The 14,562-nt window shown below is 62.2% G+C and carries 17 protein-coding genes; 8 read left to right on the top strand and 9 right to left on the bottom strand.

The features are described from left to right. Positions 1–16: 16 nt before the first annotated feature. Entirely contained in the window at positions 17–934 is a 918-nt protein-coding gene (locus FJ970_RS24125) for a LysR substrate-binding domain-containing protein (RefSeq protein WP_140759280.1), read from the bottom strand. Positions 935–1,047: 113 nt separating this feature from the next. Between FJ970_RS24125 and FJ970_RS24120 the strand changes: the two genes are divergently transcribed. Then, complete coding sequence (locus FJ970_RS24120) at positions 1,048–1,938, top strand: fatty acid desaturase family protein (protein ID WP_140759282.1); 891 nt, start codon at positions 1,048–1,050, stop codon at positions 1,936–1,938. Positions 1,939–1,954: 16 nt separating this feature from the next. On the opposite strand, the gene FJ970_RS24115 is transcribed toward FJ970_RS24120, so the two are convergent. The 3 genes from FJ970_RS24115 to FJ970_RS24105 are packed head-to-tail and all read right to left on the bottom strand — an operon-like array spanning position 1,955 to position 5,651. Then, positions 1,955–4,090, bottom strand: coding sequence for a putative bifunctional diguanylate cyclase/phosphodiesterase (locus tag FJ970_RS24115; RefSeq protein ID WP_140759284.1), 2,136 nt, complete (start codon positions 4,088–4,090; stop codon positions 1,955–1,957). A 50-nt stretch (positions 4,091–4,140) separates the two neighbouring features. After that, the gene (locus FJ970_RS24110) at positions 4,141–4,791 is read right to left on the bottom strand and encodes an HD family hydrolase (protein WP_140759286.1); all 651 of its coding nucleotides are present in this window, start codon (positions 4,789–4,791) and stop codon (positions 4,141–4,143) included. Beyond that, complete coding sequence (locus FJ970_RS24105) at positions 4,791–5,651, bottom strand: YgfZ/GcvT domain-containing protein (RefSeq protein ID WP_140759288.1); 861 nt, start codon at positions 5,649–5,651, stop codon at positions 4,791–4,793. The genes FJ970_RS24110 and FJ970_RS24105 overlap by 1 nt, the downstream gene beginning before the upstream one ends. A gap of 81 nt (positions 5,652–5,732) precedes the next feature. Between FJ970_RS24105 and FJ970_RS24100 the strand changes: the two genes are divergently transcribed. The 3 genes from FJ970_RS24100 to FJ970_RS24090 all read left to right on the top strand — a co-directional run bounded on the left by FJ970_RS24100 (position 5,733) and on the right by FJ970_RS24090 (position 8,146). After that, positions 5,733–7,058 (top strand): dihydroorotase, encoded by a 1,326-nt coding sequence (locus FJ970_RS24100; RefSeq protein ID WP_140759290.1) that lies wholly within the window; start codon positions 5,733–5,735, stop codon positions 7,056–7,058. 63 nt (positions 7,059–7,121) lie between these two features. Next, the gene (locus FJ970_RS24095) at positions 7,122–7,349 is read left to right on the top strand and encodes a hypothetical protein (RefSeq protein ID WP_140759292.1); all 228 of its coding nucleotides are present in this window, start codon (positions 7,122–7,124) and stop codon (positions 7,347–7,349) included. A gap of 59 nt (positions 7,350–7,408) precedes the next feature. After that, positions 7,409–8,146, top strand: a complete 738-nt coding sequence (locus FJ970_RS24090; protein ID WP_140759294.1) for a nucleotidyl transferase AbiEii/AbiGii toxin family protein — start codon at positions 7,409–7,411, stop codon at positions 8,144–8,146. A gap of 50 nt (positions 8,147–8,196) precedes the next feature. Here FJ970_RS24090 and FJ970_RS24085 read toward each other — a convergent pair whose 3' ends face one another. The 4 genes from FJ970_RS24085 to FJ970_RS24070 all read right to left on the bottom strand — a co-directional run bounded on the left by FJ970_RS24085 (position 8,197) and on the right by FJ970_RS24070 (position 10,576). After that, on the bottom strand, positions 8,197–8,985 hold the full coding sequence (locus FJ970_RS24085) for a hypothetical protein (protein ID WP_181178634.1): 789 nt from the start codon (positions 8,983–8,985) through the stop codon (positions 8,197–8,199). A gap of 69 nt (positions 8,986–9,054) precedes the next feature. Beyond that, the gene (locus FJ970_RS24080; protein WP_140759296.1) at positions 9,055–9,312 is read right to left on the bottom strand and encodes a hypothetical protein; all 258 of its coding nucleotides are present in this window, start codon (positions 9,310–9,312) and stop codon (positions 9,055–9,057) included. Between the two features lie 352 nt (positions 9,313–9,664). Continuing rightward, a complete protein-coding gene (locus tag FJ970_RS24075) occupies positions 9,665–10,042 on the bottom strand; it encodes a TIGR02301 family protein (RefSeq protein ID WP_140759298.1) in 378 nt (125 codons plus the stop codon). A gap of 111 nt (positions 10,043–10,153) precedes the next feature. Beyond that, a complete protein-coding gene (locus tag FJ970_RS24070; RefSeq protein WP_140759299.1) occupies positions 10,154–10,576 on the bottom strand; it encodes an NUDIX hydrolase in 423 nt (140 codons plus the stop codon). Between the two features lie 119 nt (positions 10,577–10,695). Between FJ970_RS24070 and FJ970_RS24065 the strand changes: the two genes are divergently transcribed. Further along, positions 10,696–11,457 (top strand): SOS response-associated peptidase, encoded by a 762-nt coding sequence (locus FJ970_RS24065; protein ID WP_140759300.1) that lies wholly within the window; start codon positions 10,696–10,698, stop codon positions 11,455–11,457. A gap of 80 nt (positions 11,458–11,537) precedes the next feature. Here FJ970_RS24065 and FJ970_RS24060 read toward each other — a convergent pair whose 3' ends face one another. Continuing rightward, positions 11,538–11,693 carry a hypothetical protein gene (locus tag FJ970_RS24060; protein ID WP_015318552.1) on the bottom strand — a complete coding sequence of 52 codons (156 nt, stop codon included), beginning with the start codon at positions 11,691–11,693 and terminating at the stop codon, positions 11,538–11,540. 415 nt (positions 11,694–12,108) lie between these two features. Here FJ970_RS24060 and cysS point away from each other — a divergent pair, with 415 nt between their 5' ends. The 3 genes from cysS to FJ970_RS24045 all read left to right on the top strand — a co-directional run bounded on the left by cysS (position 12,109) and on the right by FJ970_RS24045 (position 14,559). Beyond that, positions 12,109–13,566, top strand: a complete 1,458-nt coding sequence (cysS, locus tag FJ970_RS24055) for a cysteine--tRNA ligase (protein WP_140759302.1) — start codon at positions 12,109–12,111, stop codon at positions 13,564–13,566. A 259-nt stretch (positions 13,567–13,825) separates the two neighbouring features. Next, complete coding sequence (locus FJ970_RS24050) at positions 13,826–14,176, top strand: endonuclease domain-containing protein (RefSeq protein WP_265336193.1); 351 nt, start codon at positions 13,826–13,828, stop codon at positions 14,174–14,176. Then, complete coding sequence (locus tag FJ970_RS24045; RefSeq protein ID WP_140759304.1) at positions 14,173–14,559, top strand: VOC family protein; 387 nt, start codon at positions 14,173–14,175, stop codon at positions 14,557–14,559. The genes FJ970_RS24050 and FJ970_RS24045 overlap by 4 nt, the downstream gene beginning before the upstream one ends. Positions 14,560–14,562 lie beyond the last annotated feature (3 nt).

The following is a 14,562-nucleotide window of genomic DNA, read 5'->3' as shown; positions in this document are numbered from 1 at the left end:
TCATCGCCCCTCCAGTTCAGCGCAGCGCCCGCGAGCCGACGGCGCGCTGGCATTCGTCGATCAGCCAATCGCGGAACGCGGCCACGACATCGCGCTTTGCGCTCCGCTCCGGGATGGTCAGGCAATAGGGCTGGCGCAATGCTATCGCGCTCGCGGCGGGCCGGACCAGCCGGCCATCCTCCACCGCCTCGGCACAGTAGATCCCTTGCGCCAGTGCCACGCCCAGCCCCGAAATGGCGAGGTCGAGGGCCGCGCGCGACGAATTGGCCGACAGGCCGCGCCGCACCGCTCGGCCAGGTTGGGCACCCGTCGCCTCGAACCAGTTGCGCCAGGACGGAAACGATGCGCCGGTCGGTCCCCAATCCGTGTGGATGAGCGGCGGCCCGGCGAGCGGCTCGCCGCCCGCGTTGGCCATGCCGGCAAGCTTTGGCGCGCAGACGGGGTAGACCGCATCCCTGGCAATGTCCTCGGTCGGATGCTCGCGATAGTGCGGGCCGTAGGAGAGCCTGATGTCGATCAGCTCGCGGTCGAACGGCACCGGGTCGTCATCGCCCCGCAGCGATATGTCGGCGGCGCCTTGGCTTGCGACGAAGCCAGCCAGACGCTGCGAAAGCCAGCCCATGGCCATGGATGGCGGCACCGAGACCACCAGGCGCGGGCGGAATGCATCGCCGCCCAGTTCGCGCGAGACGCTGCCGATCTCCTGGAAGGCCACTGTCAGCCGCGGCAGCATTTCCGCACCGGCCTCGGTGAGGACAACGCGCCGGTTGACCCGCTGAAACAGCTTGCGGCCCATCTGCTCCTCCAAGGTGCGGATAAGCTGGCTGACGGCGGCGGCCGAGACCGAAAGCTCTTCCGCCGCCGCGGCAAAGCTGCCGGTACGTGCCGCGGCCTCGAAAGCTTGAAGCCCTTTCAGGGATGGAGATGTGACCATGGCCGCCCGATAGATAAGCTTGCCTTATCCAAATCGCAGGAATCGTCGTTTTTGGAAAGCTTTTTCGCCAACTAGAATGGTCGTCGTCAATCTCCAGCCTGGATCGAAGCCTAGTGGACCATCGCGACATCATCGCGTCACTGACACCGGAAGAGCGCAATCGGCTGACGGCCAAATCCGATGTCGCGGGCCTGTTCCAGCTCGGCGCTCATTTGGGTGCGATTGTCATCATTGGATCGTTGATCGCGGCGAGGGCGCCGTTCTGGCCATTGCTGATGCTGCCCCAAGGCATCCTGATCGTGTTCCTGTTCACGCTGTTGCACGAGACGGTTCACCGCACGGCTTTTGAAACACAGCGGCTGAACGATGGCGTGGCGCGGCTATGCAGCCTGGCGATCGCGCTGCCGGCCGACTGGTTCCGCTACTTCCATTTCGCTCACCACCGATACACGCAAGATCCGGAAAACGATCCCGAGCTCGCCTTCCCGAAACCGGAGACCTTGCGGCAATACATTGTCCACGTCTCGGGCCTGCCGGTGTGGTTGGGGCATTTCAAGACGCTGTACACCAATGCGCGTGGGAGCTGCCGCGACGATTATGTGCCGCCAAAGGGCCTGCCCAAAGTGCGTGCCGAGGCACGTGCGATGATCGGGTTTTATATCGTGGTCCTCGCGCTTGCCGTCTGGTTCAAGGCGACGGTGCTGCTCTATGTCTGGATCATTCCCGCTCTGCTCGGGCAGCCGTTCCTGCGCCTCTATCTGCTGGCCGAGCACGGCCGCTGTCCATTCGTCGCCAACATGCTGGAAAACACCAGGACGACGCTGACCAACTGGGCGGTGCGCAGGCTGACCTGGAACATGCCGTTCCATGCCGAGCATCATGCCTATCCCGGCGTGCCGTTTCACCAATTGCCGCGGTTTCACGCGCTGATCGAGCGGCATCTGAACGTGGTCGAGCCCGGCTACGTCAGCTTCCACGAGAAATACCTGGAAACACTGAGCTGAGCTTGTCCCGATGCCGTCAGCCGGTCTGGCTGCGCCGCGCGCGTGATTGCAACAGACGCTGGATGTCGGCCGCCTTCGACGGCACGCCGATCAGATAGCCTTGCGCCTCGACACAACCATTGTCGCGCAGCATGTCGAGTTGCCTCCCGGTTTCGACGCCCTCGGCCGTGACGACGATGCCAAGCTCGGTGCCGAGACCGATGATGGTGCGAACGATCGCCGCCGTGTCGCGATTGCCCATGTCGTGAATGAATGATCGGTCGATCTTGATCTTGTCGACCGGAAAACGCCTGAGGTAGCCCAGCGAGGAATAGCCGGTGCCGAAATCGTCCAGCGCGATGCGGATACCGAGCTCACGCAGCTGGCGCAGCGTTTTCAGCACGGCTTTGCTCTCGTCCATCAGCACGGTTTCGGTGATTTCCAGTTCGAGCTGTCCGGCCGGCACGCCGGAAAAGGCCAGAGCCGAGATGACGATGCGGGCAAACCCGCTGCTTTTGAGCTGCACCGCCGAGACATTGACCGCAATGCGCAAACCCGGCGGCCAGCCAGCCGCCACCGCGCAGGCTTTCCTCAGCGCCCACTCGCCAAGTGGCACGATCAGTCCGGTCTCTTCGGCGACCGGGATGAATTGATCCGGCTCCACCCCGCCGCGCGCTGGTGAATGCCAGCGCATCAAGGCTTCCGCGCCGATGATCTCGCCCGAGGCGATGTTCATGATGGGCTGGAAATCGAGATCGAATTCCTGGCGCGACAGCGCCGCCTCCAGGTCGACTTCAAGCGCCCGGCGGGCCTGCACCACGGCGTCCATTCCAGGTTCGAAGAAGCGATAGAGGTTTCGCCCATCGTTCTTTGCCCGATAGAGCGCCGTATCGGCGTTCTTCAGCAGCGTGTCGGCGTCGCGGCCATCGGCGGGGAAAACGGCGATGCCCAGGCTGACGCCGACATGCATGTCCCGGCCCCTGTCGCGAAACGGTTTTGCGATTGCCTCGACGATGCGTTTCGCCAGTTTCTCGGCATCGGCAATGCCCACCGAGTTGGATTGGATGACGACGAACTCATCACCGCCGAAGCGGGCGACCATATCTGCATCATTGCGCAGGCAACGCTGCAGTCTTTCGGCCACACTCTTCAACAGCCAGTCACCGGCGGGATGCCCCCAGGTGTCGTTGACCGCCTTGAAACGGTCGAGGTCGAGCGAGAAGATCGCGAGCGGCGTAGCGGCTGCATCCTCCAGCGCAAAATCGAGCCGCTCGCGAAACATCGATCGGTTGGGCAGTCCGGTCAGCATGTCGTGATGCGCAAGATGGGTCATGCGCTCTTCGGCCAGACGGCGTTCCGTGACGTCGTCGAACGTCGCCACCCAACCGCCGCCACTCATCGGCTGGCGCACCACCAGAAACGTCCTGCCGTCGGCAAGATGGCGATACGTCGAATGCATTTTTCCCGCCCGCCGGCAGGCTTCGGTCTTGGCGACTTCGCTGTCGACGTCGATCTTCGTGTAGATGCCGAGTTCCAGCAGTCGCTCGAGCGCGTCGCGATGCGTCGTTCCAAGCGGGAAGTCGGCCGCCGTGACGTTGTACAATTCCAGAAAGCGCCCGTTGCGCACGATCATCTTGCCGTCGGCGTCGTACATCAGCAGGCCTTGCGACATGTTGGCGAGCGCTGCGTCGAAGCGGCGATGCTGCTCCTTGAGGTCCTGCTCGGCGCGCCGCTGTTCGGTGATGTCCTCGTAGATCGAGACCCAGCCGCCCGAAGCCAGCGGCCGGTGCGAGATAAGGATGATACGGCCGTCCGACAGGATTTCTTCGTAGGTCGAAGGCTTCGCCTGGTCGATATAGGGCTTGCGGATCGCATAGAGCTCGTCGGCGCTTTGCGAGGCGACGCCGAGCTCGACGCTGTGCCGCAGGATGTCGATGAAGCGGATGCCTGGCAGCACCACCTTGGCGTCGAGGTGGAAGATGTCGATGTAGTTGCTGTTGCAGATGATCATGCGTTCATCGGCGTCGAACATGCACAGGCCATGCGACATGTTTTCGACAGCGGCTGAAAAGCGTTCGTTCTGCTCGCGCAGCTCATCTTGCATGCGGCGCGACCCCTCCACGTCTCCGGCCACCCGTTCCGGAACGATCGAACCATCCTTGACGACGGGCATGAGGCGCCCCTGCGGTGCTTGATCGAACACCACACTGTTGACGCTTTCGGTTAATTTAGCGTTTTCTGGCCTAGCGCGGATGTCGCAACTTGATGTCTTGATGTCTCGATCGCCGAAAACCGCTTCAGGAACGCAGTCTGTGCCCAGGTAACCGAGCGTGGCGCGAAGTCGAAGCGCTCAGCGGAAAAACCGCGCGGGCGGCCGAAGAACTCGGTCGCCTCGGCGGTCGAAAACCCGGCGAGCAGTGTTGCCTCGAAATAGGCGGCGATCTGGTCGGCGCGTTTGATCTCCTTGCGCAGTAAGGCGGCCGGTTCGGGAGGCAGCGAGAAACGCAGATGGATGGCGCGTTGCAGGCGCAATTCGCAGTCCTTGTAGCTGCCGCCCATCACCGACTTGAATGGCGAGATCATGTCGCCGATGACATATTCGGGCGCATCGTGCAGCAGCGCCGCCAATTGGTCGTCGGCCGAAGCCTGCGGCACCAGTTCGTTGAACAGCGCCTCGACCAGCAGTGAATGCTGGGCCACCGAAAAAGCGTGCTCACCGCTGGTCTGGCCGTTCCAGCGCGCGACGCGGGCGAGCCCATGCGCGATGTCCGAAATCTCGATGTCGAGCGGCGAGGGATCGAGCAGGTCGAGCCGGCGGCCGGACAGCATGCGCTGCCAGGCGCGTGGCGGCGCACCGGCGCGGTCCGCCGCCATCAGGCTTCCTCCGCGCCGGCGGTTTCCTGCGGGAAACTGAATTTGGCCCAGGCGGGGATGGTGAGCGTTACTGGCACATCGCCCGCCAGGATCGGTTGGCCGACGTCCAACGCCGTCTTGACCCTGTCGATGCGGGCAATGGCAAGCCCTGATGTGCCGGCACTCGAGCCGAGCGTGCCGACCGACCGCCCCTCGACAGTCAGTTCGGTGCCGACAGCGGGCAGCGGAAGCCTGGCCTCGACAATCAGCACGCGCCGCCGGGCCGTGCCCCGATGCTGCATGCGCGACACGACCTCCTGGCCGACATAGCAGCCCTTCTTGAAGCCGACACCGCCCATCTCGTCGAGCAGCACGTCATGAGGAAACGCATCGCCGAGTGCATAATCGGCACCGCTCTCGGCAATGCCGCGGGCGATGCGGAAGGCCTGCCACGCGGCGATGTCGCCGGTATCCCCGGTACCGGCATAGACGCGCGTGACGCCTCCGTCGCCAAAGCGCCTGTCGGCGACCGAGGTTGAATCACTTTCTGAGGCGATTGATTCCTTTCCCCACGCGACAGTGACAAGCGTTTGTTCCGACTTGGCAATATCGACCTTGGCGCGAAGCTTGTAGAGCATCAGCCGGCGAATGAAATCATCTGAAACGTCGGCACGGCATTCGATGCGGAAGGCATTTTCTCCTGCCCGTGAGATCAGGAAGTCGAACAGGATCTTGCCTTGCGGCGTCAACAGCGCGCCCGGCTTTGCCTCACCATTGCCAAGCGTATCGAGATCGGTGGTCAGGATGTTTTGCAGAAAGTGTTCGGCATCCGGGCCGGAGACGGAGATGAGCGCGCGGTCTTTCAGCGGGGCAAAGGACATGGGGCGGATAAAAGCCTGATCTTGCAAAACGGTTGGCCATTACGTAAGCCGCTGACACTCCCCCCGCAAGAGAGCATCACCATGACCTACGACCTCATCCTGACAGGCGGCACAGTGGTCAATCATGACGGCGAGGGGCTGCGCGATATCGGCGTGAAGGGCGGGCGCATCGCCTTGATCGGCGATCTACGCCAGGCCTCGGCTGGCGAGACGATCGACTGCCGGGGCCTGCATATCCTGCCCGGTGTCGTCGACAGCCAGGTGCATTTCCGCGAGCCGGGACTGGAGCACAAGGAAGATCTGGAAACGGGATCGCGGGCTGCCGTGCTCGGCGGTGTCACCGCCGTCTTCGAGATGCCCAACACCAACCCGCTGACCACCAGCGAGGCCGCGCTTGCCGACAAGGTCCGGCGCGGCAGCGGCCGCATGCATTGCGATTTCGCTTTCTGGGTTGGCGGCACCCGCGACAACGCCAGGGACGTCGGCGACCTCGAGCGCTTGCCGGGGGCTGCGGGAATAAAGGTCTTCATGGGATCGTCCACCGGCGACCTGCTGGTCGAGGACGATGAAGGTGTCGCCTCGATCCTGCGAAACACGCGCCGCCGCGCCGCTTTTCATTCGGAGGACGAGTTCCGGCTGCGCGAGCGCCTGGGCGAGCGCATCGAGGGCGACCCGTCATCGCATCCGGTCTGGCGTGACGAGATCGCCGCCTTGCGCTGCACCGAACGGCTGGTCCGCATCGCGCGCGACGTTCGCGCCCGCATCCATGTCCTGCACATCTCGACCGCCGAGGAGATCCTGTTCCTCGAGCATCATAAGGACGTCGCGACTTGCGAGGCTACGCCGCACCATCTGACGCTGAGCGCCGACGACTATGCGCGGCTCGGTACGCTGATCCAGATGAACCCGCCGGTGCGGGACAAGCGCCATCGCGACGGCGTCTGGCACGGCATTGCGCAGGGCGTTGTCGACGTGCTCGGCTCCGACCACGCACCGCACACATTGGCCGAGAAGGCAAAGTCCTATCCGGCTTCGCCCTCGGGCATGACCGGCGTGCAGACGCTGGTGCCGATCATGCTCGACCACGTCAATGCCGGCCGGCTGACCCTGCAGCGTTTCGTCGATCTCTCCAGCCATGGCCCGCAGCGCATCTTCGGCATGGCGAGGAAAGGCCGCATCGCCGCCGGGTATGATGCCGACTTCACCATTGTCGACATGAAGCGGCGCGAAACCATCACCAACGCGCAGGCCGGCTCGAAAGCCGGCTGGACCCCTTATGACGGCAAGCAGGTGACCGGGTGGCCGATCGGCGCCGTCATTCGCGGCACTCGCGTCATGTGGGAGGGCGAGATCGCTACACCTAGCCAGGGCAGGGCGGTGGAGTTCTCCGAGGCGCTGCCCGGTTAGACGGCCATTGCCGACGCGTCACGTCTTTGATTTTTAAGCGCTCTGCACTATGTTCAGAGCACCATGAAGGCACAACTCGAGCCTATGATTGACCCCGCCGAGTTTCCAGAGCTGCAAGCGCTCTTGTGGAATCGCGATGTCGCACGACTGATCCCCGCCAACGAAGCATTTGCGTTGTACGAGCGCAATTGGCGCTTTGTCGATCAAACACGGCTTACGGCGCGCGAAAAGCTGCTTATCCAGAATCTTGCCAGCGAATTCGGTCACGGCATCCTTCTGACCACCGGCTAAATCTCTTCCTATCTTCGTGTCGCATCTGCAACATCAACCGGACACGGTGAGCGAAAGTCATGAAGAAATTCAGGAAGCCCGAGCACATGATTATCTCGGAAGCCCTCGCGCTTATGGACCGTGACTTCCTGACGGCAACCCAATGCTGGTTCGGTGGCGGGACGGCGATTGTGTTGAAATTGGGCGAGTATCGGCGGTCGTTGGATGTCGATTTTCTGTGCGCGGATGCCGACGGCTATCGCCAATTGCGAACGTCGGCGGTCGAACGCGGGGTAAGGGCATTCTTTCCCGAACCAGTCGAAGCTGCTCGAGATTTTCGGATTGATCAGTATGGCCTGAGGACCGTGGTGCGGTTGAAGGGACAATTGATCAAGTTTGAAATCGTTCGTGAAGCCCGCATCCCATTGCAAGGTCGTTTCGATGACGATCTAAACGTTCCTTCTTTGATCCCCTCGGACATGTTCGCCGAGAAGTTATTGGCGAATGCCGACCGATGCCAAGACCGTGCTGTCGGCTATCGCGATGCTATTGACCTTGGAATGTTGGTCAGCGCCTATCAGGAGATCCCGAGCGACGCCGTAGCGAAGGCCCAGGGTGCATATGGACAGGATGTCCGGCACAAGGTTGCGTGGGTGGTCAACAAGCTTCGGGATACGGTAGAGCTGAGTTACGCAGCCGAGATACTGCAGATGGAGGCTGACAAGGCTAGCGGTGCCATTTCGGTTCTTCGAAACGAGAGCATTCGCATTTGGCCGGATGCTGGCATCGGTGCAGAATCCGCCAGCCCGCTCAAATAGCAACATTGTCTACGATGCTGCTCGCATCCTGCCGCAAGCAGGCTGCACCTTCAATCGCCGGCGACGAAGAAGGTCCATTGCCCGGCGGGCGTGATGCCGACGCGGTAGAAGATGTAGGCGCCGAACTGCTTCATGTCATCGAAATCGCCGGCGGTGACGATCTTGAACAGCTCGACCCGCTGCTTGGCGTCGAGCTTGTCGAGCGGCAGCGCGAAGAAATACGGCCAGACATAGAGTTCCTGTGGCGTGCCCGCATCGACATGGACGTAGCCGGCGCTGAGCACCTCCTCCAGAATGGCCAGGATCTCCTGGCCGTCAGGGTCGCCCGACAGCCCCTTGAGAAAGGCGATGGCGTCGCCATCGATGTCGGCCAACGACAACTGGGTCATGCTGTCGCCCTTGCCGATCAAGGGCCTGAGCTTCTCGATGTCGCCGCTCTTGCAGCCTTCGATGATCAGGTCATGCATGCGCCGCACGGGCTCGGGTAGCTTGCCGAGGTCGTAGACGACTTCCGGCAGGGGCGCCTCGGGATCGACACGCGGCCTGTTGCTGCCGCCATCCGATGGGCTGTCCGGCTCCGCGGCGTCCGGGGCGGCCGGCTGGCTGCTCGAAGGCGCCGTTCCCACCGGGGCAGGCATGGGAACCGTGCTTCCGGGCGTCGAACTATCGCCATCCGTTGCCGGCGTGACCGGGGAGGGGAGTTCTTCATTTTTGATCTCGCTCAGCGCATGGGCAGGGCTGCTGGCCAGGCACGTCACCAAGGCAATCGCACCGCAGCAAGCGGCGAGGCGGATGTAGAGGACGAGGCCCTTCGACCTGCCCGACATCGGAAAATTCACTGCCCGTATCTCCCTGCTCCGGGCATGGTGCCCGGTCGGCATCCAATCGTCAAAGAACCTGATATTGGTTCAGTGCCGCAGCCGATCGGGTTCGAAGGCGCCACCAATCACCTTTTCACGCATACGGTCCAGCAGGGCAAGGGCCGAGGTCTCGCCATTGGCGCGCAGCATTTCGCCGAATGCCGTTTCGAGCGCCGCCTCGGCAATGATCTCGGGCTCGATGCCGGCCGAAAGGCCTTCCGCCCAGGCTTCGCTGTGGCTCTCAACCGCCGTCAGGCGCTTCTCTTCCCTGACCAGCGCGTCGATATCGTTGGCAGCATGTTCCATAAGCGATGTCCACCCTTTCAAGCGGCAACCCATCAGTGTGGATCAGGCTTGATCTGTTCCATTCATAGGCAACTTCAAGTAAGTATCTGTAAATACGACATTTTTTTGATCGTCTTTTACAGGGGCCAACTGTGTTCGGCGAAGCTGCGTTTCAACCCGGATCAAACTTAGCCGATTAGGCCGGCCTGCGGGGCGAAAACCTTCAGTTTGAGTTAATTCTGCATCCGCGTGGTAACGTTTGATTAATGCTGTTGCAGAAGTGCAACATCAGGATTGCACCAAGATATAGACAGGCACAAGCCGGATATATGGATGATCCCCTGGCTACTGGCCTATATCTCTTGATGGATGCTCAGTTGCCATAGCGCGAAGCGATGTCGCGCGACAGCGTCTCACCTTCCTTCATATAACGGCTGATGGCTTCGGTGGCCGAAGCGGTACACCGGCTGTAGGTGCCGCCGAAGGAGCGGTAGCCGCGATTGAAGCTGGCGATGAAGCGGGCGCGGCGTTCTGGATCGGGATTTTCCGAATCGAGCAGTTTTTCCATCTCGCCCCGCCACCGGTCGCCCTTCTCCCCGCACAAATTGCGCAGGAAATGCAGCGATCCCAGAACCTCCGCCAACCGCATCAGCCCCGGCTCGAACGGCGACTCGGCACTGAACGCGGGCCGTACCGGGACGGCCGCGCTGACGGCAAGGCAAATGGCGAGGAGTATCGACGGACGGTTCATAAGCCCAAAGCCGTTTTGGCCTGCCGAACGGCCCAAGTCGTGGCTGGCGAGACAACATGAGCCTTGTGGCGAAACAATTTGTCGCCTGCAAGGCGATTTTTGAGTGCGGCGTCAGCGTGTTTGAATGTGACCGAGGAGTTCCTCGGCGACCGCCAACACCGAGCCGGCAAGCGGCAACAGGGTCATCTCTTTGAGTGTATAGAAGGCCGCTGTCTCGGCGTCGTCGCTGGCCACGGCCTCGCCACCGGCATAGGCGGCGCCGAAGACCGTGAGGAGATAATCGACAGGGTGGCTGTCGTCCCTGCCGTCGATGTGGATTTCCCGAAGCGGGCGAAACCCGGTAGCGCGCAAGCCGGTCTCTTCCATCAGTTCACGCCGTGCCGCGTCCTCCAGTGTCTCGTCGCCTTCGACCTTGCCGCCGGGAAGGGCGTAGAGCCCTTGCGAAGGCGGCTTTGCCCGTTTCACGAGGAGCACGCTGTCCCCCCGCACGACGGCGACCGAGACGGCGGGGAGTGTCTTGCGCGCTTCGTTCATGATCAGGCTCATTCGAGGACCGGTCTGTTGTGGATCGCCCGGTAGAAGGAAGCATTACCGGTTGCGCGCCCCCCATTCCATAGCCACTTTCAAAGCCGAACCATTCGAAAGGCTCCATCATGTGCGGACGCTTTGCCTTGACCGCCACGCCGGGCCAGACCGCTGCCTTTCTGGGCCTTGCCGAGTTGGAGGAATTTCCGGCGCGTTACAATATCGCGCCGACGCAGCCTGTGTTGATGGCGATCGCCGGCGCCCCCCGCGCGCCCGGCTCCAACCTGCCGGACCGGCAGCCGATGCTGGTGCGCTGGGGCCTACTTCCCGCCTGGGTCAAGGACACCAGGGAGTTTCCGCTACTGTTCAACGCGCGCTCGGAAGGTGCGATCGAAAAGGCCTCGTTCAAGGCCGCCATGCGCCACCGCCGCGCGCTGGTGCCGGCATCCGGCTTTTACGAGTGGCGGCAGACCGGAGGCAAGAAGGGGCAGCCCTATTGGATACGGCCGCGGCATGGCGGGCTGGTCGCCTTTGCCGGCCTGATCGAAACCTATGCCGAGCCGGGCGGATCGGAGATGGATACCGGCGCCATCCTGACCGTCAACGCCAACGCCGATATCGCCCATATCCATGACCGGATGCCGGTGGTGATCGATATCCCCGACTTTGCCAGCTGGCTGGATTGCCGCACGCGCGAACCGCGCGATGTCGCTGATCTGCTGCGACCGGCGCAGCCCGATTTCTTCGAGGCCATTCCTGTCTCCGACCTCGTCAACAAAGTCGCCAACACCGGACCCGAGATTCAGGAGAGGGGCGAGATCGGGCCGGAACCCGAGAAAGTCAGGCGCCAGAAGCCCAGCGCGGACAATAGTCAGCTGACGCTGTTCTAGCGAAGCCCGTCTAGGTCTTCATGTCCAGGGCGCCTGTTCGCGCCCTCAGTGCCGGCGATTGCGTCGGCTGGAGCGCCGCTTCAGGCGGCGCGGGGCGATACGATCTTCTGCGCCGGCTTCTTCTTCTTCGCTGTGTGAAGAAGGGCGGCGACAATGGCTGCCGGTCCGATGGCACGATAGTGGTTGGCCAGCGCCGGTTGCTTGGCGCGGTTGGCTTCCTGCTTGCTTCGAGGCATGTTTCTCTTCCCAGATAACGTTTTCGTGTATGCGATCTGGTTGCTGAATCAGACCAAATCGTGACGCTTGGTGATCTAGCCGGCGAATGTTTCATGACTGTGCCGACATGTTTAATAAAATGTTTCATTGGCTGATTCCGTGTGATCGGGCGATACGTTTGCCGGCACTCGCGATGTTTTTCCCGGGATCAGCGACTTGACGGCAACACTGGTCAAGGCGATAAAGCCGCGCATGAAAACGTCTTTCGCCATTTGTGGCATTTGCATTATTGGCTAGCCTCGCGCTGGTCCGGACGTTTTCGCCTCATCTTCCCCAGATTGGACAAACGCCCCGGCCAGCAGGCTGGAGCCTGATTTGCGCCTCAGCGCTGGACCAGCTCCATCCAGACAAGAAGTTCTGAACGGGAAGCATGGAATGTCTGACGCATCACAGGGCCTGCGCCTCTACAACACGCTGACGCGCACGAAAGAGGACTTCGTGCCGATCGATCCGAGAAATGTGCGCATGTATGTCTGCGGCCCCACCGTCTACGACTTCGCCCATATCGGCAACGCCAGGCCGGTGATCGTCTTCGACGTGCTGTTCCGTCTGCTGCGCCATCTCTATGGCGAGACGCACGTCACCTATGTGCGCAACATCACCGATGTCGACGACAAGATCAACGCGCGCGCGCTGCGTGATTTCGGCGGCGAGATATCAGCCGGCACACTGTCGCTCAACGAAGCGATCCGGCGGGTTACCGAAAAAACGGCCGATCAGTTCCACAGGGATGTCGCCACGCTTGGCTGCCTGGAGCCGACGGTCGAGCCGCGCGCGACCGAATTCGTCGAGCCACGCGCCGACGGCAAGGCCGACATGATCACCTTGATTCAAAGCCTGATCGGACGCGGCCATGCCTATGTCGCGGCAGGCGAAGTTCTGTTCGATACGGCGTCGATGCCGGACTATGGGCAATTGTCGAAACGCAATCTCGACGAGCAGCAGGCCGGTGCCCGCATCGCCGTCGACGCGCACAAGAAGAATCCCGGCGATTTCGTGCTGTGGAAACTGTCGTCGCCCGAGGAGCCCGGCTGGCAAAGTCCATGGGGCAGGGGCCGGCCCGGCTGGCATATCGAATGCTCGGCCATGTCGGCCGCCTATCTCGGCGAGGTCTTCGACATCCATGGCGGCGGCCTCGACCTGATCTTCCCGCACCATGAGAACGAGATCGCCCAGTCGCGCTGCGCCCACGGCACGTCGGTCATGGCCAATGTGTGGATGCACAACGGCTTCCTGCAGGTCGAGGGCCAGAAGATGTCGAAGAGCCTCGGCAATTTCTACTCGATCCACGAATTGCTGGAGACCGACACTTTTGGTGGTCGCAAATGGCCCGGCGATGTGCTGCGGCTGGCGATGCTGATGACGCATTACCGCGAGCCGATCGACTTTTCCGTGCGCAAGCTGGAGGAGGCGGAAAACACGCTGCGCAAATGGAAACGCGCGGCGGACCTTGCGCCGGCGGCGGGAAGTCAGTTGCCGGTGGAGGTCGTGGAGGCGCTGTCGGATGATCTCGCGACCTACGCGGCCTTCCAGCAGCTCACCCAGCTTGCCGGCGAGGCGACCGACTTTGATGGCAGCGGCGCTGGCGAGAATGGCGCTGCGGCTTCCTTGAAAACCTCGCTCGCATTCCTCGGTTTCGACGTGGGCGCGGCCAAGGTCGACGAGGCCGCGATTGCTGCAGCCATCGCCAGGCGCTTACAGTTCATCGCCGCCAAGAATTGGGCCGAGGCCGACCGCATCCGGGATGAACTTCTGGCGCAAGGTGTACAGTTGAAGGACGGCAAGGACCCGGTCACCGGCGAGCGCGTAACGACATGGGAGATCAAGCGGTGAGGATGATGGCGGGAATGGAGAGGTCTTCGCGAGGCGCCCCCCTCTGTCCTGCCGGACATCTCCCCCTCAAGGGGGGAGATTGGATGCCGCTTCAGCTTTCGCCAATCGTCGACGTTGAAGGTTCGGCGCTATCGGTGAAGCTGCCGATCTCCCCCCTTGAGGGGGAGATGCCCGGCAGGGCAGAGGGGGGCGAACTGCCGTGACGCATTATCCAGTGTCCGCCATCAATCGCGGCAAGGCGCGCAAGATGCGCAAGGCAATGACCGATGCCGAACTCAAACTTTGGAATGAGATTAGAGCGCATCGCCTTATGGGCTTGGCTTTCAGGCGCCAGATGCCGATCGGTGGCTACATCGTCGACTTTGCTTGCCCGACCAAAAAACTGATCGTCGAGATTGACGGCTCCCAACACGCAACGGCCAAAGCCTCGGAAATGGATGCGGCGCGTACCGCGAAGCTTAAAGCGCTGGGCTGGACCATCCTGCGCTTCTGGAACGACGACATCATTCGCGATATCGACAATGTCTGCCAGCACATCGTCATCTCGGCCGGCCTGACCAATGCCGAAATGTCGCCGGGCGAACCAGCAACGGAGGAGCTCGTTCCATGATCGACCATCTTGGCATCGCCGTTTCCGATTTCGATGCGTCCAAGGCCTTCTACGACAAGGCGATGGCGCCGCTGGGCGCCTCGCTGCTTTACATGGTCCCGCAGGAATATACCGGTGGCGCCAAGGTCGGTGGCTATGGCCGCGACCGGCCGGTGTTCTGGCTGAGCGCGGCCAGGGAAAAGCCCCGGGATCACCAGCACGTCGCCTTCACCGCGCGCAGCCGCGCCGAGGTCGACGCCTTCCATGCCGCCGCCCTTGCAGCCGGCGGCATGGACAATGGTGGGCCGGGCCTGCGTCCGCACTATCACCCTAACTACTACGGCGCCTTCGTCTTCGATCCCGATGGCAACAATGTCGAGGCGGTCTGCCATGATCCGGAGTGAAAA

The sequence above is a fragment of the Mesorhizobium sp. B2-1-8 genome, from assembly GCF_006442545.2.
Lineage (GTDB): Bacteria > Pseudomonadota > Alphaproteobacteria > Rhizobiales > Rhizobiaceae > Mesorhizobium.
This window is presented reverse-complemented; position numbering and strand designations above follow the sequence as displayed.